Source organism: Pinisolibacter aquiterrae (genome assembly GCF_019160155.1).
GTDB classification, from domain to species: Bacteria; Pseudomonadota; Alphaproteobacteria; order Rhizobiales; family Ancalomicrobiaceae; genus Pinisolibacter; species Pinisolibacter aquiterrae.
Genome location: NZ_JAFNIH010000030.1, coordinates 107,773 through 129,164 on the forward strand (window position 1 = coordinate 107,773; position 21,392 = coordinate 129,164).

Below are 21,392 nucleotides of genomic sequence, written 5' to 3' on the forward strand. Positions count from 1 at the left end.
CCGAGGGCCATTCGTTCGGTGGGTGGGGCTTGTCTTTCCTGCCTCGTGGGTCGGGACGGTGCCGTTCAGCGCCCGATCGCGTCCAGAAACTGGTACCAGCCGGCGACGAGCCGGACGGCGGGTTCGCGCAGCCCGTAGAAGGGGATGCGTTGCAGAGAGGTGGCGGTGAGAAGGCCGAGGTCCGGGCTCTCCCCGGCGACGATCGCCGCGACGTGGCGGCCGATGCCCGACGACAGGGCGACGCCGGTGCCGTTGTAGCCGACCGAATAGACCACCCGGTCGTCGAGCCGGCCGACGTGCGGCAGGCTGTCGAGGGTCATGGCGACGAGCCCCGACCAGCGGTGGGTCACCGCGACGCCCTCGAGCTCGGGAAACTGGCGCACCATGGCGGTCTCGAGCGCCCAGAAGGCCGCTGCCGAATCGTCCTTGCCGAAGGCGCCGCGACCGCCGTAGAGCAGCCGATCGCCGGACTTGCGGAACCAGCGCATCATGCGCCGGGTCTCGGTGTAGCTGCGGCCGGTCGAAAGAAGCCCGGCCGCCGCCGTCCCCGCGAGCGGGGCGGTGGCGATCATCGCCGATCGGAACGGGATGATCGAGGAGCGCACGGGGGCGGTCGCCGCCGTGATCTCCGAATAGGAATTGGTGGCGATCACCACCTGGCGCGCGGTGATCACACCGTGCGGGGTCTCCACCAGCACGCCGTCGCCCTCGCGGCGGAAACGCGTCACCGGGGTCTCGTCGTAGACCGGGATGCCGGCGGCGCGGATGCCGTTCGCGAAGCCGAAGACGAAGTTCAGCGGATGGATCACGCCGCCGTGGCGGTTGAGCATGCCGCCGACGAAGTCGCGCGCGCCGGTCTCCCCCGCCACCGCCTCGGCGGAGAGGATCGAGACCGCGTCGTCGCCGAGCGCCTCGCGCAGCCACGCCGCCTCCTCCTTCAACGCCTCGAAGGTGAAGGCGTTGTAGGCGCAGCGCAGCGAGCCGGTGGCGCGGTGGTCGGCGGCGTCGATGCCGTAGTCCTCGACCAGCCGGCCGACGTGCTCGATCGCCTCGATGCCGAGATCGTGCATCCGCCGCGCCGTCTCGAGCCCGTGACGGGCGGCGATGTCGCGGAAGCCGACGCGGAACTTGCCGGAGACGACGCCCCCGGTGCGCCCGCTCGCGCCCCAGCCGATACGGTTGGCTTCGACCACGATCGGCGCGAGGCCGCGTTCGGCGAGATATTTCGCGGTCGAGAGGCCGGTGTAGCCGCCGCCGATCACGACGACGTCGCAGGTCGCGTCGCCCGCGAGGCGGATCACGGGCGGGCGGGGCACGGCCGTCGCCTGCCAGAGCGAGGCGACGTCGGGACGTGGATCGGCGGAGGCCATGGCGTGGGGTCCTTCCCGGCGGGTCAGGCGGCGGAGCGCTCGGCGGCGAGTTCGGCGTCGACGGCGTCGGCGAGCTGCTTCAGGCTGGAGAAGTGGTAGTCGGGCGTGGTCACGACCTTCGGCGCCGGCGTGCCGCCGAAGCCCTGCTGACCCTGGCGCCGCTCGATCCAGCAGGTGGTGTAGCCCTCCGCCTTGGCGACGCCGATGTCGTGGTGCTGGCTCTGGGCCACGTGCAGGATCTCCGACTGCTTGAAGCCGAGCCCCGACTGGCGCCCCTTGTTGAAGGCGAAGAAGCGCGGGTCGGGCTTGGCGCAGCCGGCCTCGTCGCAGGTGACGCTGTCGTGGAACGGATTGCCGAGCGTCGCCGAATAGGCGGAGAAGGCGGTGCGGTCGGCGTTGGTCATGGCGACGAGACGGAAGGTCTTGCGCAGCCGGGCGAGCGCCTCGACGCTGTCGGCGAAGGCCGGCCAGCGCAACACCGCGAGCTGGAACGCGTCGGCGGTGGCGTCGTCGGCGACGAAGCCGGTCTCGGCTGCGAGCGACAGATAGACGTCCTTCATGGCGAAGGAGGAGCGCCCGTAGAACTTGTCGCGGCCGCGCTTGTAGGGCTCGAAGATCTCGTCGTCGGAGGCCGCCTTCGCCTTGTCGCCGCCCAGCGCGCGGATCGAGGTGAGGATGCCGGTCTCGAAGTCGATCAGGGTGCCGACGACGTCGAAGGTCATGACCTTGAAGTTGGTGAGCTTCATCTGCTTGGGGTCCTCTGAGGATGGGCCTCGGGGGGAGGGTGGGTCACGGCGCCTCGGGCACGACGACGGTGTCGTCGGGGTGGAGGCGAACGACGATCCGCTCGCCCGGCTGTTTGAGCAGGGTGCGGCCGTGATGGTTGCTCGGCAGACGCAGGCTGACGCGCCCGCCGCCGGAGAGGGTGACGAAGAGGCGGAGGCTCTCGCCCTGATAGAGGACCTCGTCGACCACGCCGGAGAGGAGGTTGGCGCCCTCGGCGCCCTCGTCCGGCTCGACGGTGAGCTTCTCCGAATGAACGACCAGGAACAGCGACAGGTTGTGCGGAACCGCCCGCGTCGAGACGAGGCGCCGATCGCCGAGCATCACCGTGCGCTCGTCGACGCGGGTCACCGGCAACAGCGTCGCCTCGCCGATGAATCCGGCGACGAAGGAATCGGCGGGGTTGTCGTGCAGCCGCTCGGGCGTGTCGATCTGGACGATCCGCCCCTTGTTCATGATGGCGATCCGGTCGCTCATCGTCAGCGCCTCGCGCTGATCGTGGGTGACGTAGATGATCGTCGCGGCGAGCTTGCGATGGAGATGCTTCAGCTCGATCTGCATGGTCTCGCGCAGCTGCTTGTCGAGGGCCGACAAGGGCTCGTCCATCAGGATCAGGCCGGGCTCGAAGATCATCGCGCGGGCGAGGGCGACCCGTTGGCGCTGACCGCCGGAGAGCTCGTCGATGCGCCGGGCGCCGTAGCCGCCGAGTTCCACCATGTCGAGCGCCGCCGCGAGCTTCGCCGGCCATTCCGACTTCGGCAGGCGCCGCGCCCTGAGGGGGAAGACGACGTTTTCCGCCACGCTCATGTGCGGAAACAGCGCGTAGTTCTGGAAGACGATGCCGATGTTGCGCTTGTGCGGCGGCTCGAAGGTGATGTCGCGCTCGCCGAGCAGGATCCGCCCCGAGCTCGGCTGGACGAACCCGCCGAGAATGCCGAGAAACGTGGTCTTGCCCGAGCCCGAGGGGCCGAGGATCGACACGAATTCGCCGGGTCGCACCTCCAGACTGACGTCGTCGAGCGCCCGAAAGTCTCCATAGGTCTTCGTCGCCGAACGAATCGAAACTCCGAAGTTTTCTTGCTGCGTCGATTTGACCATCGGGCTTTCCATTCGAGAAAACGAACGCCGGTCGACTGAATCGACGGGGCCTGTCGTCGGAGCTGCTCACACGTCGTCGAGGAACTGTCCACTCTATGCAACCGCATCGAGAGACTGCCGGCGAACGTATTGTCAATTCGGATCGAAGTACTGTCTCTCTTCGATGTTCAGATGACCAGCTATTCCGCTTTCACGCAATTGAAAAAAACTTGAGAGCCGGTTACATCATGTAAATGCGTAGGCTCCGTTCCGCCCTTCCGTCGATGAACGGCTTCTTCACCTTCGAGGCTGCCGCCCGCTGCGGGACCTTCGCGCGCGCCGCGGCCGAATTGAACGTCACGCCGGCCGCCGTCAGCCGCATGATCGGGCGCCTCGAGGACCATCTCGGCACGTCCCTGTTCGAGCGTCTGCCGGGCGGTGTAACGTTGACCGAAGCCGGAAGGCTTCTCTTCGAGGCGATCTCGCGCGGGTTTTCGGGCATCGAACATGCGCTGCGCGAGATCGAGGACCGCAAGACCGGCCTCGAGACGGTCACGCTCTCCGTCTCCACCGCCTTCACCACCCATTGGATGATGCCGCGCATGGCGGAGCTGAAGCGGGAGTATCCGACCGTCGAGCTGCGCTTCCAATTGATCACCTCGGCCCTGTCGGGCCCGGTCGACGACGTCGACCTCGGCATGCGCTTCGTCGACGGCCCCGACGACCATCACGTCGCGACCTTCGTCATGCCGGAAATCCTGGTGCCGATCTGCAGCCCCGGCTATCGCGACGGCCAGCGCCGTTCGCTCACCGGCGCGCGCGAGGAGGTCGAGACGCTGATCAACCTCAGCGAGGCGCAGCCGGATTGGTCGCATCTCTTCTTTCCCGGCGATGCCGGGGCCGGCACCGGATCGATGATCTTTTCCGATTACGCGATCGTGGTTCAGGCGGCGCTTCTCGGTCAGGGCGTGGCGCTCGGCTGGCTCAACGTGGTGGCCCACTGGCTGCGCACCGGCGCGCTGGTCCCGGCCGGCTCGCAACTGATGACCACCGGCCGCCTCTGCCATCTCGTCCGCAGCCGCGACAAACCCCGTCGCGCCGTCGTCGACGGGGTGCGCGACTGGATGATCGAACGCATGCGCGAGGACGTCGCCGAGGTCGCCGCGCGTTATCCCGATCTCGGTCTCGACCGGGCGGCGGCGGCCCCGAACGCATGACGCGCCCCGAGGCGGTCGCCCGAGGCGCGTCATGATGGACGGCGGTCGATGGGAGGATCGGGCGGTCGGCGCTCAGCCGACCTTGGCCACGACCTCGATCTCGACGAGAACGTCGCGCGGCAGGCGGGCGACCTCGACGCAGGAGCGCGCCGGCGCATGGCTGCCGAAGGCTTCCGCGTAGACCGCGTTGAGACGGCCGAAGTCGGCGAGATCCTTCATGAACACGGTCGCCTTGACGACCTTGTCCATCGACGAGCCGGCGCCGGCGAGAACCGCGCGCAGATTGGTGAAGACCTGCGCCGCCTGGCTCTCGATGTCGGTGCCGACGATCTCGCCGGAAAGGTTCAGCGGGATCTGTCCGGAGGAGAAGAACAGCTCGCCGACGACGATGCCCTGGCTGTAGGGGCCGATGGCGGCGGGAGCGGCGGCGGTGGCGACGATCTTCATGGCTTTTCTCTCGGTTTTCGAAGCGATTGCGATGGGTATCTAACATGGTGGTCGAGGAAGGTCGAGGTGATCGCCCCCTCGGGCGCGGGGCGCGTCGGCCGGCTCGTCGCATCGCGCCGGCCGAAGGCGATCCCGCTCAGGCGGCGTAACGTTCGATGCCGAGCCCTTCGGTGGAGATCTCCGGCGCCTTCTGCGACACGATGTCGGCGAGGAGCTTGGCCGAACCGCAGGCCATGGTCCAGCCGAGCGTGCCGTGGCCGGTGTTGAGGAAGAGGCCGGGACGGCCGGTGGCGCCGATCACCGGCGTTCCGTCCGGCGTCATCGGCCGCAGCCCGCACCAGAATTCGGCCTTGGAGAGATCGCCGCCGGCGGGGAAGAGGTCGGAGACCACATGGGCGATGGTGGCGCGGCGGGCATCGCGCAGCTCGAGATCGAAGCCGCAGATCTCCGCCATGCCGGCGACGCGGATGCGATCGCCGAGCCGGGTGATCGCCACCTTGTGCGCCTCGTCCATGACGGTGGAGACCGGGGCGGCCTCGGCGTCGACGATCGGCAGCGTCAGCGAATAACCCTTGACCGGATAGACCGGCAGGGAGAGGCCGAGCGGCTTGAGGAGATGCGGCGAATAGCTGCCGAGCGCCACCACCACGGCGTCCGCCTGGAAGGTGCCGGCGGAAGTGGCGACGCCGGTCACCCGGTCGCCCGTGGTGACGAGCGAGCGGATGTCGACGCCGAAGCGGAAGGCGACGCCGGCACTCTCGGAGAGCGCGGCGAGGCGCTGGGTGAAGAGGAAACAGTCGCCGGTCTCGTCGCCGGGCAGTCGCAGGCCGCCCAGGATCTTCTCGCCGACCCGCGCCAGCGCCGGCTCGGCGGCGATGCAGCCGGCCCGGTCGAGCACCTCGTAGGGCACGCCGAAGGATTCGAGCACCTTGAGGTCGGCGGCGATGCCGTCGATCTGCTTCTGGGTGCGGAACACCTCGAGCGTGCCGCGCGAACGGTCGTCATAGGCGATGCCGGTCTCCGCGCGCAGGTCCTTGAGGACGTCGCGGCTGTATTCGGCGATGCGCACCATGCGCGCCTTGTTGGTGGCATAGGCCGAGGCGGTGCAGTTGCCGAGCATCTGCGCCATCCATTTCCACATGGCGGCGTCGAGCTTCGGCCGGATCACCAGCGGCGCATGCGGCGCGAACATCCACTTGACCGCCTTCCACGGAATGCCCGGCGCCGCCCAGGGCGAGGAATAGCCGGGCGAGACTTCGCCGGCATTGGCGAAGCTCGTCTCCAGCGCCGGGGCCGGCTGGCGGTCGATCACCTCGACCTCGTGTCCGGCACGGGCGAGATACCAGGCGGTCGTGGTGCCGACGACGCCGCTGCCGAGAACGATGACCTTCATGGGCGTGATCCTTCGAAAAGACGATCGAGTCAGAATGCGGAGAGGTGGGAGATCCAGCGGCGCTGGTAGCGCGCGCCGAGCGAGGTCAGGATCTCGTAGCCGATGGTGCCGGCGGCCCGCGCCAGCCGGTCGATGTCGTCGGCATGGCCGCCGATCACGTCGACGAAGTCGCCCTCGCGGAGCGCGCCTTCGGCGAGCGCGGAGACGTCGACGGTGATCATGTCCATCGACACCGCCCCGACGATCGGCAGCTTCACCCCGGCGAAACCGGCGTTGGCCTTGCCCGCGAGCGCGCGAAGGAACCCGTCGGCATAGCCGACCGAGACGGTGGCGATGCGGGTCGGGCGGGAGGTGACGAAGCGTCCGCCGTAGCCGACCGGGACGACGGCCGGGAGATCGGCGAGGCGCAGCACCCGCGCCGAGAGGCGCACCACCGACATCAGCGGATTGGGCGCGTCGGCGCGCGGCGCGACGCCGTAGAGCGCGGCACCGGGGCGCAGGAGATCGAAATGCCAGGGCGCGCCGAGGAACACGCCCGAGGAATTGGCGAAGGAGGCCTTGGCCTTCGGAAGCCGCGCCCGGAGCCGCTCGAAGGTCGCGCGTTGGCGCTCGTTCGACGGGTTCTCTGGCTCCTCGGCCGAGGCGAGATGGCTGAGGACGAGGTTGAGATCGAGGCCGGCGAGCCGCGTGGGCTCGGCCGCGAGGGTCTCGACCTCCGCTTCCGAGAGGCCGAGCCGGGTCATGCCGGTGTCGAGGTGGAGCGCCGCCGGCAGGCGCTCGCCCACCCGCTCTGCCTCGTCGTGCCACGCGGCGATCTGATCGAGCGTGGAGAGCACCGGGGTGAGGTCGTGCGCCCGCATCGCCGCCTCCGCCCCGCGCGCCAAACCGTGCAGCACGTAGACGGTCGCGCCCGGAACGGCGGCGCGCAGCGCGATCGCCTCCTCGAGATGGGCGACGAAGAAATGCGCGCAGCCCGCCCGCGCCAGAGCGGCGGCGACCGGCGCGGCGCCGAGCCCATAGGCGTCGGCCTTGACCACGGCAGCGGCGGGAACCCCGCCGGCGGTCGCCGAGAGCAGCCGCCAATTGGCGACGATCGCGTCGAGATCGACGTCGAGGATCGCCCCGATCCCGGCGCGCGGCGCAGAGGCGCCGATCTCGAAGGTCGCGGCCGTGTCGGCGCGCGTCGCGGCAAGGGGGAGGCGGGGCAGGGGCTTCGTCATGGCTTCGATCCGTTCGGCGGCGGGACGGCGTCTCGTCCGCACGGATCGTGCCAATCGAAAAAGTCAACGAATACAAAGAGATGATTCGGTGTGGCTGGCCGATCGTACGAAATTCCTTACGATCGGCGCAGGATCGATGAAAAATCCCAATGAAACCAGCGCCGAAAGCCTATTGTAAGAAATTTCGTACGTCGTTCGAAACTGCTTACGCCTTCGTCAGGCCGTAGCGCCGCAGCCGGTCGGCGATGGTGGTGTGCGAGACCCTGAGACGCGCCGCGAGTTTGCGGCTCGACGGGAACTGCGGCAGCAGCCGCACCAGGAGCGCCTTCTCGAAATCGCGGATCGCGCCGTCCCAATCGTCGATCTCGCCCTCGATCACCGGCCCGCCGAGATCGGCGGGGCTGCCCGCCTGGAGGAGATCGGCCGGCTCCAGCACCGGCTGATCGGACATGGTCACGGCGCGGAAGATCACGTTCTCGAGCTGGCGCACGTTGCCGGGCCAGAGCTGGGCGAGGAGTTCGGCCTCCGCCGCCGGCGACAGCCTCGGCTCGGCGCGCCGGCATTGGGCCGAGGCGCGGGCGACGAAGTGGCGGGCGAGCCGGACGATGTCGTCGCCGCGCTCGCGCAAGGGCGGCAGCTCGAGCCGCAACACGTTGAGCCGATACCAGAGATCCTCGCGGAAGGTCCCGGCGGCGACCATCGCGGCGAGATCGCGGTGGGTCGCCGAGACGATGCGCACGTCGACCCGGCTCTCGCGATCGCCACCGACCCGGCGGAACGATCCGTCGTTGAGGAAGCGCAACAGTTTCGATTGGAGATAGGGCGACATCTCGCCGATCTCGTCGAGGAAGACGGTGCCCTTGTCGGCGAGTTCGAGGAGCCCCGGCTTGCCGCCGCGCTCCGCGCCCGAGAAGGCCCCGGAGGCATAGCCGAAGAGCTCGCTCTCGGCGAGGTTCTCCGGCACCGCCGCGCAGTTCAGCGCCAGAAACGGCGCCTTCGAGCGCCGGCTCATCTGATGGCAGGCCTGGGCGACGAGTTCCTTGCCGGTGCCGGTCTCGCCGAGGATCAGGATCGGCGCGTCGACGTCGGCGACGCGGGCGGCGCGTTTCTTCAGCGATTGGATCGCCGGGGACGCGCCGAGGATCGCCTCGAGCCCGCGTTCGGGCAGGCTCTGGAGGCCGCGAATGTGTTCGCCGAGCCGGTGCGGCGACAGGAGCGTCACGACGCCTCCGGCCGGAACCCCGTCGTCGAAGACCGGGACGACGTCGAGCTGGAACGGCACCCCGCCGAGCATCGCCTCGCGCGGCGCCGACCGAAAGCCCGAACGCACCAGCTCGACCTGGAGCCGGGCGTCGGCGAAGAGATCGCCGAGCGCGAGCCCGCCGATCTCCTCCGCCCGCCGCCGCGACACCGCGACGGTCGCGGCATTGGCGACGAGAATCGTGCCGTCGGCATCGAGCAGCAGCACCGGATCGGCCATCGCCGAGAGCAGCGCCTCGAGATGCAGCCGGTCGCGCGAGCCCGGCAGAATGTCGACGCGCGCCGCCGAGCGCGTGCCGGCGACCGCCAGCAGCGCCTCGCGCAGATCGACCCACGCCTCCTCGGCGAGATCGGGCGCGTCGACGAAGACGTGCGGCGGCGCGACCTCGACGGCGGTGACGTTGAGGCGTCGCTCCGCCAGAACCGCGAGGATCTCGTGGGCGATGCCGACCCGGTCGTGAAAGACGACGTCTATGCGCATGATGTCTCGATCGAACGCGTTCGAACGCGGCCCGTCGGCCCTCGGGCCGGCGAACCGCGTCCAGTCCTTCTGAGAATAGACCGACCTCGTCGGTTCTCCCAAGGGCGAAGGCGAGGGGGAGCCCCGCGTTCGCCCCGGGATCGTCACTTCATCGTCGGCATGACGAATTCGGCGCCGGCGCGGATGCCGGTCGGCCAACGGGTGGTGATGGTCTTGAGCTTCGTATAGAAGCGCACGCCCTCCGGCCCGTGCATGTGATGGTCGCCGAAGAGCGACGCTTTCCAGCCGCCGAAGGAGTGGAACGCCATCGGCACCGGGATCGGCACATTGATGCCGACCATGCCGACCTTGATCGAATGGGCGAATTCGCGCGCGGCGTCGCCGTCGCGGGTGAAGATCGCGGTGCCGTTGCCGAATTCGTGCTCGTTGATGAGCTTGGCCGCCGTCGCGTAGTCGGGCGCGCGCACCACCGACAGGACGGGTCCGAAGATCTCTTCCTTGTAGATGGTCATGTCCGGGGTGACCCGGTCGAACAGCGTGCCGCCGACGTAATAGCCGCCCTCGTAGCCCTGGAGGCTCTGGCCGCGCCCGTCGACGACGAGTTCGGCGCCTTCCGCGACGCCCGCGTCGATGTAGCCGACCACCTTGTCGCGATGCTGCGCGGTGACGAGCGGCCCCATCTCGCTCTCCGGATCGGTGCCGGGACCGACCTTGAGGGCGCGCACGCGCGGCGCGAGCTTGGCCATCAGCGCGTCGGCGGTCGCTTCTCCGACCGGCACCGCGACCGAGATCGCCATGCAGCGCTCGCCGGCCGAGCCGTAGGCGGCGCCCATCAGCGCGTCGACGGCCTGATCGAGATCGGCGTCGGGCATGACGATCATGTGGTTCTTGGCGCCGCCGAGGGCCTGGCAGCGCTTGCCGGTCTTCGCCGCGGTCTCGTAGATGTAGCGCGCGATCGGGGTCGAGCCGACGAAGGAGATCGCCTGCACGTCCGGATCGGCGAGGAGCGCGTCGACCGCCTCCTTGTCGCCGTTGACGACGTTGAAGACGCCGTCGGGCAGCCCCGCCTCCTTCAGCCATTCGCCGAGCAGGATCGCGGCCGACGGGTCGCGCTCCGAGGGCTTCAGCACGAAGGTGTTGCCGCAGGCGAGCGCCACCGGGAACATCCACATCGGCACCATCGCCGGGAAGTTGAACGGGGTGATGCCGGCGACGACGCCGAGCGGCTGGCGCAGCGCGTGGCTGTCGACGCGGGTGCCGACGCTCTCGGTGATCTCGCTCTTCAGAAGGCTCGGCGCGCCGGTGGCGAATTCCACCACCTCGAGGCCGCGCTGGATCTCGCCGATCGCGTCGGAATGAACCTTGCCGTGCTCGGCGGTGATGACGCGGGCGAGCTGGTCGATGCGATCCTCGGCGATCCGGAGGAAGGCGTTGAGGATGCGGGCGCGCTTCAGCGGCGTCGTCTCCGCCCAGGCCGGCGCGGCGGCGGCGGCGGCCTCGACCGCGGCGCGCACGTCCGCCCCCGAGGCGAGCGCGACCGATCCCGTCTGCTTCCCCGTCGCCGGATCGAAGACGGCGGCCGAGCGGCCGGTGCCGGCGACGCGGCGGCCGCCGATGAAGTGGGGGATGGTCTCGATCATGCTCGTTCCTCGCCGTGGCGTTCCGGTCCCGCGAGCGCGGGGGCCGTTGTGGATCGGGCGATCTTGCTTTATCGAAAGATGCACAGCAATTTCAGATCCACCGCAATGGATGTGCGGAAATCGAACAATGGATTGGGATCATCTCAGGGTCTTCCTGGCGGTTGCGCGCAGCGGCCAGATGCTCGCCGCCGCCACCCGGCTCGGGCTCAATCACGCCACCGTCGCGCGCCGTCTCGACGCGCTCGAAACCTCGCTCGGCTGCCGCCTGTTCGATCGCCGTCCCGCCGGATCGGTGTTGACCCAGGCCGGCGAGCGCCTGCTGCCGGCGGCCGAGCGGATCGAGACCGAGATGCTCGCCGTCCTCGACGCCACCCGCGAGACCGAGACCTCGATCTCCGGAACGGTGCGGATCGGCGCGCCGGACGGGCTCGGGAACTATTTCCTCGCCGCCGAACTCGGCCGCTTCGCCGCCGATCACCCGGATCTGGTGATCGAATTGGTGCCGCTGCCGCGCAGCTTCTCATTGTCGAAGCGCGAGGCGGATCTGGCGATCTGCCTCGATCCGCCGACCGAGGGGCGGCTGATGATCTCGCGCCTCGGCGACTATTCGCTCCACGTCTACGTCGCGCGCGCCTATCTCGAGCGCTGCGGCGCGCCGGCGGCCGTCGCCGATCTCGCCGCGCACACGATCGTCACCGGCGTCGAGGACTACGCCTATGCCTCCTCGCTCGATTATGTCGGCACGCTGGAGCGCCACGCCGGGCGGATGTTCCGCTGTGCCGGCGTGGTCGGTCAGATGGAGGCGGTGAAGGCCGGGGTGGGCATCGGCATCCTCCACGATTTCGCGGTGCGCGATGCCGGCGATCTCGTACGGGTGCTGCCGGACGTCGTCTTTCGCCGCAGCTATCACCTGCTGGCGCACCCCGATACGCATGCGCTGCGCCGCATCACCGCCTGCCGCGACTTCCTGGCGCGCCGCTTCCGCGAGGAGCGCGCGCGCTTCCTCCCCGATTGAGCGGGCGGCGAGGCGGGAGCCCGCCTCGCGCCGTCATGGGAGTGCCGTCATGGGAGCGCCGCCCGAGCGTCGGACGGCGCCCGCCGTCAGCCTTCCGCGACTTTGTTCGCGGCGATGACGCAGAGCAGCTCGAACATCATCGTCGCGCCGACCAGCGCGGTCATCCCCTGGACGTCGAAGGGCGGGGCCACCTCGACCACGTCGGCGCCGACGATGTCGAGGCCCTGGAGCCGGCGCAACATCAGCTGCGCCTCGCGGGTGGTGATGCCGCCGATCTCCGGCGTGCCGGTCCCCGGCGCCATCGAGGGGTCGAGACTGTCGACGTCGAAGGTGACGTAGGTCGGGCCGGTCCCGACGATCGCCTTGGCCTCCTCGATCACCGCCGCCGGACCGCGCTCGGTGAACTCCTCCATGTAGACGATGCGGATGCCCTGCGCGTGCGCCCAGGCATGTTCGCCGCGCTCGTAGATCGAGCCGCGAATGCCGATCTGGACGACCCGCTTCGGGTCGAGCAACCCCTCCTCGATCGCCCGGCGGAAGGGCGTGCCGTGGGTATAGGGGTTGTCGCCGAAATAGGTGTCGTTGGTGTCGGAATGGGCGTCGAAATGGATCATCCCGACCGGGCGATGCTTCGCGACGGCGCGCAGGACCGGCAGCGTGCAGAGATGATCGCCGCCCGCCCCGAGCGGGATCGCGCCGGCCGCGACGATTTCCGCGACGCCCGCCTCGATCCGCTTCAGACTGTCGAGAAGATCGATCGGATTGACCGAGACGTCGCCGACGTCGGCCACCTTGACCACCGAGAAGGGCTCGAGCCCGGTCACGTGATGGCCGCTGCGCATCAGGCTCGACAGGTTGCGGATCTCGCGCGGCCCGTGACGGGCGCCGGCGCGATTGGTGGTGCCGCCGTCCCAGGGCAGGCCGTAGAGCGCGATGTCGAGCCCGGCCGGCGAGGCGACCACCGGCAGGCGCATGAACGAAGCGATGCCTGCGAAGCGCGGCACCACGGCCGCGTCGACGGGTTGAAGATCGGCGATGTTCATCGTGAGACGTCTCACTTCCTCGGTTCGAGTGCGAATTCGCGAACGACGGCGGCCGTGAGCCCCTCGACCACGTCGTCGATCAGCCAGTGGCCCTTCTCCGCCGAGGAGCCCTCGGTCATGGAGAGCACGCCCGACGCCGGCACCTCAGGCGTGGCGACGCCGTAGCGCTCGTAGCGGACGAACTTCGCCGGTCCGTCGTGGACCGCGCGGGAGAGGTCGACCAGCTCCGGCCGGAGCGCCATCATCATCGAGGTCTCGATGACGCTGGCGTGCTCGAGTTCGATGCCGGGATAGCCGTCGGGGAAGATCCGATCGATCGTCCCCGGCTCGATCAAGTCCCAATGGTCGACCCGCAGCACGATCAGCCCGTCGGTGCGGTCGGGACCGATCGCCTCCAGCGCCAGTTCGATGCCCTCGATCGCCGGCCAGATGTTCTCGTAATGGCCGTTGACCACCACGATCCGCCGGACGCCGTGGCGGAAGAGCCCGAGGACGACGTCGCGCACCACCGCCGAGAGCGTCGAGGCGGCGAGATCGAGCGTGCCGGGAAAGCCGCGTCCGCCGCCGGTCTTCGGCTGCGAGCGATTGCCATAGGGGATGGTCGGGGCGACGAGCCCGCCGACGCGCGCGGCGACCCGCTCGGCGACCGCCGTCGGCAAGACCACGTCGACGTTCATCGCCATGTGGTGGCCGTGCTGCTCGGTGGCGCCGATCGGCAGGAACACCGGCGCCCCGGCGCGGATCCGCGCTCCGACCTCGGTCCACGGCAGTTCGGCGAGAAAGACGGTCTCGTTCATGGCATTGCGGCTCCACCGTTGGCACCGAGGCATTGACCCGTGAAGAGCGTCGCTCCGGGGCCCGCGAGGAAGACGATCGCGGCGGCGACCTCCTCCGGCCGGCCGATGCGACCGAGCGGATGAGCGGTCTCTTGCCGGCGCTGCGCCTCCGTCAGGGTCTCGAAGGCGAGGAGCGGCGTGTCGGTCGGCCCAGGCGCGACCGCGTTGACGAGAATGTCCGGCGCCAGTTCCCGCGCCCACGAGCGGGTGAGCCCGAGGATCGCCGCCTTGGTCGCCACATAGACCGAGGCGTCGGCCCGGCCGAGATAGGCGAGCTCGGAGGCGAGATTGACGATCCGCCCGCCCGGCCCCATGTGCGGCCGCGCCTCGCGCGTCACCAGGATGGCGCCGCGCACGTTGACCGCGAAATGGGCGTCGATCGAGGCCGCCGTGATCTCCGCGAGCGCGGCCTCGCGCAGGATGCCGGCGTTGTTGACGAGAATATCGATGCCGCCGAGCCGCCGCGCGGCGTCCGCGACGGCGGCGACGATCGCCGCCTCGTCGGCGAGATCGCAGGCGAGGATCGGGACGGGGCCGTCGGCGGCGGCGAGATCGAGGCCGATCACGGTGGCGCCGGCGTCCGCGAGAGCGATCGCGGTCGCGCGGCCGATACCGGCGGCGGCGCCGGTGACGAGCGCGCGGCGGCCGGCGAGGGGCTTCACCATGGCACTTCTCCCCGGTCGACCGAGATGCTCTGTCCGGTCACGTTGGCGGCGCGCGGCGAGGCGAGCCAGAGATAGAGCTCGGCGACGTCGTCGGGCTCCATCAGGCCGGGCAGGGCCTGGGCGCCGACGATCGCGTCGAGAAGCTCTTCCTCGGGCGTGCCGGAGCGTTCCGCCATCAGGCCGAGCGAGCGCATCGCCGCCTCGGTCCGGACCCAGCCGGGGCAGACGGCGTTGACGCGGATCCCACGCGGCCCGAGTTCCTTGGCCCAGGTCTTGGTGAGACCGATGATCGCGTGTTTGGAGGCGACATAGGCGCCGAACAGCGGCTCGGCGACCCGCCCCCAGATCGAGGCGGTGTTGACGATCGCCCCGCCCGCCGTCATGTGCGGCAGCGCCCGGCGGGTCACCAGATCGGTGCCGATCACGTTGATCTCGATGATCTTGCGGAACGTCGCCTCGATCATCGGATCGAGACTGTCGATCGGCGTCATCCGCTCGAAGCCGGCGTTGTTGACGAGCACGTCGACGTGGCCGATCTCGGCGAAGATGCCGTCGAGATCGTGCGGCCGCGAGATGTCGGCGACGAGACCACGCCCACCGAGTTCCCTCGCCCGGTCGCGGACGTGGGAATCGTCGGCGATCAGGACGAGATCGGCGCCGGTGGCGGCGAAGGCCTGGGCGACGCCGAGGCCGATGCCGCGGCTCGCCCCGGTGACGACGACGGTGCGCCCGAGAAAGCTGTCGCTCATTGGGGATCTCCGGTCTCGTGGCGGATCAGGTGCAGCACGTCGTTGCGCAGATCGAAGAACGGCCGGCTCTCGCGCAGATCGAGCGATCGCTCGACGCCGAGCACGGCGGTGACGTCGACTTGCGCGACGACGCGCGCCGGCCGCTGCGAGAAGACGACGATGCGATCGGCCAGGAAGACCGCTTCCTCGACGTCGTGGGTGACGAAGATGGTGGTCTTGGCCTCATGGGCCTGGATCCGGCGCAATTCGACCTGCAGGCGCTCGCGGGTGAGCGCGTCGAGGGCGCCGAAGGGCTCGTCCATCAACAGCACCTCCGACCCGGCCGCCAGCGTCCGGGCGATGGCGACGCGCTGGCGCATGCCGCCGGAGATGCGGTTCGGATAGTGGTCGGCGAAGGCCTCGAGGCCGATCAGTGCGAGGTGATGGGCGACGCTCGCCGTCTTCTCCTGCGGGCTCATGTCGTCGCGGTAGCGCATGCCGAAGGCGATGTTCTCGGCGACCGTCTGCCAGGGAAACGACGAATAGGATTGAAACACCATGCCGCGCCGCCGGTCGGGCCCGCCGACCGGGCGTGCCTCGAGCAGGATCCGGCCCGACGTCGGCGTGTCGAGGCCGCCGACCATGCGCATCAACGTGGTCTTGCCGCAGCCGGACGGCCCGAGAAAGGCGACGAATTCGCCGCGGCCGATCGAAAGGTCGGTCGGCGCGACCACCGGCACCGGGCCGAACTGCTTGGTGACGCCTTCGAAGCGGAGATAATCGTCGCTCATCGGGATCTCACAGATAGCGGAACAGGCGACGATGGAACGCGCGCAGGATCTGGTCGGTGACGAGGCCGATGATCCCGATGACGACCACGCCGGCCATCACCTCCGGCGTCTTCACGAAGCGCCGCGCCGACCAGATGACGTAGCCGAGGCCGCTGTCGGCGGCGATGATCTCGGCGAGGATCAGATAGGTCCAACACCAGCCGAGGGTGATGCGCAGATTGTCGACCAGCGTCGGCCCCATGGCGCGGAACACCACGTCGGTCAGGACCGCGCGCGAGGAGCCGCCGAGGGTGCGGGCGATCTCGACATATTCGTGCGGCACGCGGCGCGCGTCGTCGGCGACGAGCAGCACCAGCTGGAAGAAGGTGCCGAGCCACAGGAGGAAGATTTTGGTCTCCTCGCCGATGCCGAACCAGATGATCGACAAGGGCACCAGAGCCGGCACCGGCAGGTAGCGGATGAAGTCGATGGTCGGCTCGAGCGAGGCGCCGACGATGCGGTAGCTCGACATCAGAATGCCGATCGGAACCGCCATCGCCGCCGCGATCAGGAAGGCCACCCACACCCGGAGCGTCGAGACCCCCGCGTGCCAGAGGAGATGCTGCTTGGTGAGGAGCCCCCAGCCGGCGACCGCCACTCGCGACGGCGACGGCAGGAAGGTCGGCGCGATCCATCCGAGATCGGAGGCCGCCTCCCACACGCCGATCAGGGCGAGCGCGAAGCCGGCGCCGCACAGGATCTCGACCGTGGTCGAAGGCTTCCCTCGGAAGGTGAACAGGGGATTCATGCGCGCCGTCCTCGCCGGATGTCTCTCGGAAGCCGGGCTCAGAGCCCGCCCTCGACCACCTTCGCCATGACGGAATTGTCGATCTGCTGGTTCGCGACCAACTTGGTGTCGGCGGCGCCGTTCTCGAGGTTGAGCGCCATCACCGTGTCGAACACCTCGTGCAGCTTGCCGGTCGCGCCGGGCTTGCCGAGATAGGCGGCGGCCTCGGTGAGCGGGGTATAGGCGAGCGAGCCGGTGAGCACCTCCTCGACCTCGGCCGGGGTCATGCCGTAATGCGGCGCGGCGAGTTCGGCGAACTTCTTCGGGTCCTTCTTGGCGAACTCGATCGCCTGATAGATCCCCTTGAGGAAGCGGACATATTTGTCGGGATGGGCCTTCAGGTCGTCCTGACGGGCGGTGATCACGTCGGTGATGATGCCGCGATAGGCCGGATCGGCGGAGGAGATCAGCACCTTGGCGCCCTTGCGGGTCGAGGTCTTGACCGCCTGCGACATGAAGGGCTCGTAGGTGGCGATCGCCGCGATCGAGGCGTCGGCGAAGACCGCCGCCGTATCGGCCGAGGCGATGTCCTTGAGGTTCAGATCGCCGAGCTTCAGGCCGGCCTTCTTCAGTTCCATCTGCAACAGGAGACGGGCCGGAATGTTCGGCTCGGCGGCGACGGTCTTGCCCTCGAGGCTCGCGACGTTGGGCACCGCGTCGTCGGCGATGATGCCGTCGCCGCCGACCGACTGGTCGATGGTGGCGATGATCACGCCGGGGGTGGAGGCGTCGCGCGGCCGGCCCTGATGCTCGCCGACGGTGCGCATGTCGACGTCGATGTCGCCGCGCGCGTAGGCCGCCATGACGTTCGCTCGGTCGTCCTCGAACTTGTAGTCGACCTCGAGATCGAGCGCCTTGAAGTAGCCGAGGTCGGTGGCGACGTGCACCGGCGCGAAGCCGAGCCAGGTCGGCGCGAGCATGCGGATCTTGTCGGCCGCGAGCACCGGCGAGGCCAGCGACAGAGCGACGACGACGGCGGTGGACTGCAAGAGACGCTTCATGGAACGGTTCCCCCGGAGAGATCGTCTGGACGGTGAGATCGCCTTGACTTCGCGGGCAGTCTCGGCTCGATTTCTTTTCGTGTGAATCCAAATCTTTCGATGGGTACATCGGGAATTTTCAAAATAAGGAGCACCCCGTGCGCCGGCTCGACAACATCGATCTCCGCCTTCTCCGGGTCTATGTGGCGCTCGTCGAGGCGGGTGGCTTCGCCGGCGCCCAGGTGGTTCTGAACCTGTCGCAGTCGACCCTCAGCACCCATCTCTCCGACCTCGAGAAGCGGATCGGCGGCCCCTTGTGCATCCGTGGCCGCAAGACCTTCCGCCTGACCGACCTCGGCCGGGTGACCCTCGACGCGGCCCGCAAGCTCTTCGCCGACATCGAGGAATTCGGCCATCGGATCGGCACGGCGAGCGGCCGCCTGACCGGCCGTCTCAGGATCGGCATCGTCGACGGCGTCTTCACCAGCCCGGCGCTCGGACTCCAGGCGACGCTCGCCGGCCTGCTCGAGCCGGACTACGACGTCTTCATCGACCTCGTGCAGGCGACCCCGCAGGAGCTCGAACAGGCCGTCGCCGACGGCCGTCGCGACGTGGTGATCGGCCCCTTCGCCCAGAAGGCGCCCGGCGTCGTCTATCGCGAGGCCCATCGCGAACCCCATCACCTCTATTGCGGCAGCGGCCACGACTTCTTCGACCGCCCCGACGACACGATCTCGCGGGCCGACATCGAGGCGACGCGGCTCTCGGTGCGCGGCTATCGCCAGCTCGACGATCTCTTCCGCATCGGTCACCCCAAGGCCGCCGCCTCGGTCCTGAACATGGAGGCTCAGGCGATGCTGATCCTCTCCGGGCGCTACGTCGGCTTCCTGCCGTGCCACTACGCCGAACCGCACATCGCCGCCGGCCGCATGCGCGCGGTGCAGCCGAGCCGCTACGGCTTCTCCTCGCAACACCACGTCGCCTACCGCCGTAGCGATGCCGACCGGCCGCTGATCGGCGCCTTCGTCGCGGCCTTTCTCGCCCGCGCCCGCGCCGCCGATCAGGCGGGCGTCACCGAGCCGGACACGCCCGCCGTCGAACGTCGAGAGGAACCTCAGTCGGGCACGCAACGCTCGGGATTGTGAGCGCAGTGATAGCCGGTCGGGCAGGAGACGCAGGTCGGCGGCGGCGGCTCGGGCACTTGGGCGATCGAAATGCCGGCGAACATCACCAGCGCCGCCACCACGGCCGTCAGCAACGCCGACGATGCTCCACGTCGCCCGAGGAAGGGTCGATCCCCCCGACCGATCGGAGAAGATCGCGCGCCATCGAACATCTTCGACATGGATCCTCCTTTGCATTCGTGCCGAATGCCGTTGAAGTCGATCTCGAATGCGTCGAACCATGGATGACGTCGAGGATCGTATTCCTGTAAAAGATCAGAAACAATCAGCACAATGGATAGAAAGTGATACGAAATATACAACAATGAAGGGTGTCTATTCGAAGTATGATGAGGGAGTTGCCGGCTTCGATGAGATCAAAGTCTCACCGACTCCTTTCACAATCCCAGGCTGACCGCCACGAGGCCTCCGCCCGAACGACGGTGGCGAAATAGACGCCCCGCCGCAGCCGCCGCGCCTGATCGGCGTCGAGCCAGATCCGGAAGATCGGTCGATCCGGATCGCGCCTGACGCCCTCCTTGCCGTCGTCGCGGACCGGCACGAGGCTCATCGGTCGGCGGCCGGCGCGGTCGGGCGCCCCGAGCCGCACTTGGAGCAGGCCGGCATAATGGGAGCGACAGCTCCAGACCGGGCGTTCGCCGGTGACGTCGTTCCAGTCTTTCGGAAAGAGCGCGCGCTGTCTCTCGCATTCGTCGGCCGCCACCGCGCCGGCGTCGCGCGGCACCAGCGTCGAGACGAGGAGCGCGAGGCCGATCGCCGCGACGATCCCGCCGCGCGACGCCCGGCCGAGCGGGCCGGCGAGGACCGGCGCCCTCCTCCCCGATCGCGGCGGTGACCATCGAACCGGCGACATCGCACCAGCCTCCTCGAGTCGGCGCCCGGAGCCGGCCTCGGCCGGGTGAGACCACCCGAAACCGCAGGTCGCGACCCTTCCGCTCGCCTCCGTAGATCTTACGAGCCCCACGGGAAACCGCGTATCGGGAGAATTGCGTTCGCGGCATTCGGCCGCGATGCGCCATGCGCACTCGGAAATTTTGCGGAAACGCAATGCGAGGACCGGCGAAGAGCGAAGAGTGGCCGCCGCGAACGCCGTCCCGCTCCTCGATGGAGCGGCGTTTCGCAACGGGAGAACGACGATGTTGTTGTCTGCCAGCCTTCTGTTGCTCACCGCCGCCGCGCCGCAGGCCGCCGGCGACATCGTGCCCTCCGCGCTCGCGACGCGGCCCGGCGTCGTGCAACTCGGCGAGGAACCCTACGACTGGTCGCTCCAGCAGGGCCGCCGTCCGTCGAGCCTGAGGGTCGCGGACAACACCGCCAACTGCAGCACCGCGACCATCAAGACTCAGCGCAACAGCGGCTCCGACGAGGTCCACGACTGCGGCTTCGACTGATCGCCCCCGTCGCCCCTCGTCCGAAACGAATGACGGCGTGATCCGCATGTTGCTCCTGCTCACCAACGGCATCGACGGAACCGCGGACATCCTCGTCGAACTCTGCGCCGCGCGAGGGGTGCCGGTGTTCCGGTTCAACATCGATCTCTGGGCGCAGTATCGCTTCGCCTGGACTGCCGACGGCTTCGTCTTCCGGGATCCGACCGGACGCTCGGTGGACTCCGGAGCGATCGACGCGGTGCTCTGGCGCCGCCCCTCGCTCCACGAGACGCCGGAATGGGAGGGCGGCTCGCCCGAGGATCGCGCCGCGACCGAGGCCGAGCTGCAGACGATCGTGCGCGAGATCGCCGATTGGGCGCGGGGGCGTGGCCGCCTGCGCCTGATCGATCCCGCCGGATCGCGCCGGGTCGGACGATTGGCCCAGATGCGGGTCGCCCGCGACTTCTTCCGCGTGCCCGATTGGGCGGTCGGCTGGGGCGTGCGTTGGCCGGCCGGCCGCCGCATGGTCAAGCGCCTGACAGCCGAGCCGGTCGGCGCGGATCACGACCGTTACATCTACGTCCAATCCGTGGAGAGCGACCGCCTCGCGCCCGAATGGCCCTGGCTCCTCCAGGAGATCGCCGAGGGCGATCGCGACGCCACCGTGCTCTATGTGCACGGCCGCTGCTTCGGCTTCGAGATGGCGCACACGCGCACCGAATTGGGCGTCGAGGATTGGCGCATCCGCAACGTCGCTCACGACGATCCGTGGCGGCCCTGGATGCTGCCGGAGGGCGTGGCCGATCGCATCGACGCCTATATGCGCCGTCTCGGTCTGCGCTTCGGCCGGCTCGACTTCATCGCCGGCGGGCCGGAACTGGTGTTTCTCGAGGTCAATCCGAACGGCCAGTTCGGTTGGCTCGACGATCCCGAGGGCTGGCCCCTGCACACCGCCGTGCTGGACGCCCTGCTCGACCCCTCCTCGACGATCGACGGCCGCGCCGTGACCCTCGAGGAGGGATAGAACCGAAGGTCTCGCGCGCCGGCGTGGGGACACCGGCGCGCG

The 21,392-nt window shown here is 69.1% G+C and carries 22 protein-coding genes; 5 read left to right on the forward strand and 17 right to left on the reverse strand.

The window, feature by feature from the left end; translation table 11 throughout:
* Positions 1–65: 65 nt before the first annotated feature.
* Genes J3S89_RS12435 through J3S89_RS12445 form a run of 3 tightly spaced genes read right to left on the reverse strand, consistent with a single transcriptional unit; the run spans position 66 to position 3,251 of the window.
* Positions 66–1,370 (reverse strand): NAD(P)/FAD-dependent oxidoreductase, encoded by a 1,305-nt coding sequence (locus J3S89_RS12435; protein ID WP_217927873.1) that lies wholly within the window; start codon positions 1,368–1,370, stop codon positions 66–68.
* 23 nt (positions 1,371–1,393) lie between these two features.
* Positions 1,394–2,116, reverse strand: a complete 723-nt coding sequence (locus J3S89_RS12440) for an HAD-IA family hydrolase (protein WP_217927874.1) — start codon at positions 2,114–2,116, stop codon at positions 1,394–1,396.
* A gap of 43 nt (positions 2,117–2,159) precedes the next feature.
* Positions 2,160–3,251 (reverse strand): ABC transporter ATP-binding protein, encoded by a 1,092-nt coding sequence (locus tag J3S89_RS12445; protein ID WP_217927875.1) that lies wholly within the window; start codon positions 3,249–3,251, stop codon positions 2,160–2,162.
* A 233-nt stretch (positions 3,252–3,484) separates the two neighbouring features.
* On the opposite strand from J3S89_RS12445, the gene J3S89_RS12450 reads away from it, so the two are divergent.
* Complete coding sequence (locus tag J3S89_RS12450; protein WP_217927876.1) at positions 3,485–4,447, forward strand: LysR family transcriptional regulator; 963 nt, start codon at positions 3,485–3,487, stop codon at positions 4,445–4,447.
* Positions 4,448–4,519: 72 nt separating this feature from the next.
* On the opposite strand, the gene J3S89_RS12455 is transcribed toward J3S89_RS12450, so the two are convergent.
* The 5 genes from J3S89_RS12455 to J3S89_RS12475 all read right to left on the reverse strand — a co-directional run bounded on the left by J3S89_RS12455 (position 4,520) and on the right by J3S89_RS12475 (position 10,888).
* Positions 4,520–4,894 (reverse strand): Rid family detoxifying hydrolase, encoded by a 375-nt coding sequence (locus J3S89_RS12455; protein ID WP_217927877.1) that lies wholly within the window; start codon positions 4,892–4,894, stop codon positions 4,520–4,522.
* Between the two features lie 136 nt (positions 4,895–5,030).
* A complete protein-coding gene (locus tag J3S89_RS12460; protein WP_217927878.1) occupies positions 5,031–6,287 on the reverse strand; it encodes a D-amino acid dehydrogenase in 1,257 nt (418 codons plus the stop codon).
* Positions 6,288–6,316: 29 nt separating this feature from the next.
* A complete protein-coding gene (gene alr / locus J3S89_RS12465; protein WP_217927879.1) occupies positions 6,317–7,507 on the reverse strand; it encodes an alanine racemase in 1,191 nt (396 codons plus the stop codon).
* A 205-nt stretch (positions 7,508–7,712) separates the two neighbouring features.
* Entirely contained in the window at positions 7,713–9,248 is a 1,536-nt protein-coding gene (locus J3S89_RS12470) for a sigma 54-interacting transcriptional regulator (protein WP_217927880.1), read from the reverse strand.
* 143 nt (positions 9,249–9,391) lie between these two features.
* Positions 9,392–10,888 carry a CoA-acylating methylmalonate-semialdehyde dehydrogenase gene (locus J3S89_RS12475; protein ID WP_238481844.1) on the reverse strand — a complete coding sequence of 499 codons (1,497 nt, stop codon included), beginning with the start codon at positions 10,886–10,888 and terminating at the stop codon, positions 9,392–9,394.
* Positions 10,889–11,015: 127 nt separating this feature from the next.
* Here J3S89_RS12475 and J3S89_RS12480 point away from each other — a divergent pair, with 127 nt between their 5' ends.
* Positions 11,016–11,903, forward strand: a complete 888-nt coding sequence (locus J3S89_RS12480; protein WP_217927881.1) for a LysR family transcriptional regulator — start codon at positions 11,016–11,018, stop codon at positions 11,901–11,903.
* An 86-nt stretch (positions 11,904–11,989) separates the two neighbouring features.
* Here the strand turns inward: J3S89_RS12480 and speB are convergent, their stop codons facing one another.
* From speB to J3S89_RS12515, 7 genes are read right to left on the reverse strand one after another with little or no spacing between them, the layout of a single operon-like run.
* The gene (speB, locus tag J3S89_RS12485) at positions 11,990–12,946 is read right to left on the reverse strand and encodes an agmatinase (RefSeq protein WP_217927882.1); all 957 of its coding nucleotides are present in this window, start codon (positions 12,944–12,946) and stop codon (positions 11,990–11,992) included.
* Positions 12,947–12,957: 11 nt separating this feature from the next.
* Positions 12,958–13,743, reverse strand: a complete 786-nt coding sequence (locus J3S89_RS12490; protein ID WP_217927883.1) for a creatininase — start codon at positions 13,741–13,743, stop codon at positions 12,958–12,960.
* Positions 13,740–14,447 (reverse strand): SDR family NAD(P)-dependent oxidoreductase, encoded by a 708-nt coding sequence (locus tag J3S89_RS12495; protein WP_217927884.1) that lies wholly within the window; start codon positions 14,445–14,447, stop codon positions 13,740–13,742. Before J3S89_RS12495 ends, J3S89_RS12490 begins: the two co-directional genes overlap by 4 nt.
* The gene (locus J3S89_RS12500; RefSeq protein ID WP_217927885.1) at positions 14,441–15,196 is read right to left on the reverse strand and encodes an SDR family NAD(P)-dependent oxidoreductase; all 756 of its coding nucleotides are present in this window, start codon (positions 15,194–15,196) and stop codon (positions 14,441–14,443) included. Before J3S89_RS12500 ends, J3S89_RS12495 begins: the two co-directional genes overlap by 7 nt.
* Positions 15,193–15,966, reverse strand: coding sequence for an ABC transporter ATP-binding protein (locus tag J3S89_RS12505; RefSeq protein ID WP_217927886.1), 774 nt, complete (start codon positions 15,964–15,966; stop codon positions 15,193–15,195). Before J3S89_RS12505 ends, J3S89_RS12500 begins: the two co-directional genes overlap by 4 nt.
* A gap of 7 nt (positions 15,967–15,973) precedes the next feature.
* Positions 15,974–16,753 (reverse strand): ABC transporter permease, encoded by a 780-nt coding sequence (locus J3S89_RS12510; RefSeq protein WP_217927887.1) that lies wholly within the window; start codon positions 16,751–16,753, stop codon positions 15,974–15,976.
* Between the two features lie 38 nt (positions 16,754–16,791).
* On the reverse strand, positions 16,792–17,793 hold the full coding sequence (locus J3S89_RS12515; protein WP_217927888.1) for an ABC transporter substrate-binding protein: 1,002 nt from the start codon (positions 17,791–17,793) through the stop codon (positions 16,792–16,794).
* Positions 17,794–17,930: 137 nt separating this feature from the next.
* Here J3S89_RS12515 and J3S89_RS12520 point away from each other — a divergent pair, with 137 nt between their 5' ends.
* Positions 17,931–18,917 (forward strand): LysR family transcriptional regulator, encoded by a 987-nt coding sequence (locus J3S89_RS12520; protein WP_217927889.1) that lies wholly within the window; start codon positions 17,931–17,933, stop codon positions 18,915–18,917.
* Here J3S89_RS12520 and J3S89_RS12525 read toward each other — a convergent pair.
* Together J3S89_RS12525 and J3S89_RS12530 are read right to left on the reverse strand one after the other, a co-directional pair.
* On the reverse strand, positions 18,887–19,030 hold the full coding sequence (locus J3S89_RS12525; RefSeq protein ID WP_217927890.1) for a hypothetical protein: 144 nt from the start codon (positions 19,028–19,030) through the stop codon (positions 18,887–18,889). The genes J3S89_RS12520 and J3S89_RS12525 overlap by 31 nt on opposite strands.
* Positions 19,031–19,320: 290 nt before the next feature.
* Positions 19,321–19,809, reverse strand: a complete 489-nt coding sequence (locus J3S89_RS12530; RefSeq protein WP_217927891.1) for a hypothetical protein — start codon at positions 19,807–19,809, stop codon at positions 19,321–19,323.
* Between the two features lie 283 nt (positions 19,810–20,092).
* On the opposite strand from J3S89_RS12530, the gene J3S89_RS12535 reads away from it, so the two are divergent.
* Positions 20,093–20,347: a hypothetical protein gene (locus J3S89_RS12535; protein ID WP_217927892.1), complete on the forward strand. Its 255-nt coding sequence runs from the start codon at positions 20,093–20,095 to the stop codon at positions 20,345–20,347.
* 37 nt (positions 20,348–20,384) lie between these two features.
* The gene (locus J3S89_RS12540; RefSeq protein ID WP_217927893.1) at positions 20,385–21,350 is read left to right on the forward strand and encodes an MvdC/MvdD family ATP grasp protein; all 966 of its coding nucleotides are present in this window, start codon (positions 20,385–20,387) and stop codon (positions 21,348–21,350) included.
* The last annotated feature ends 42 nt before the right edge of the window (positions 21,351–21,392 follow it).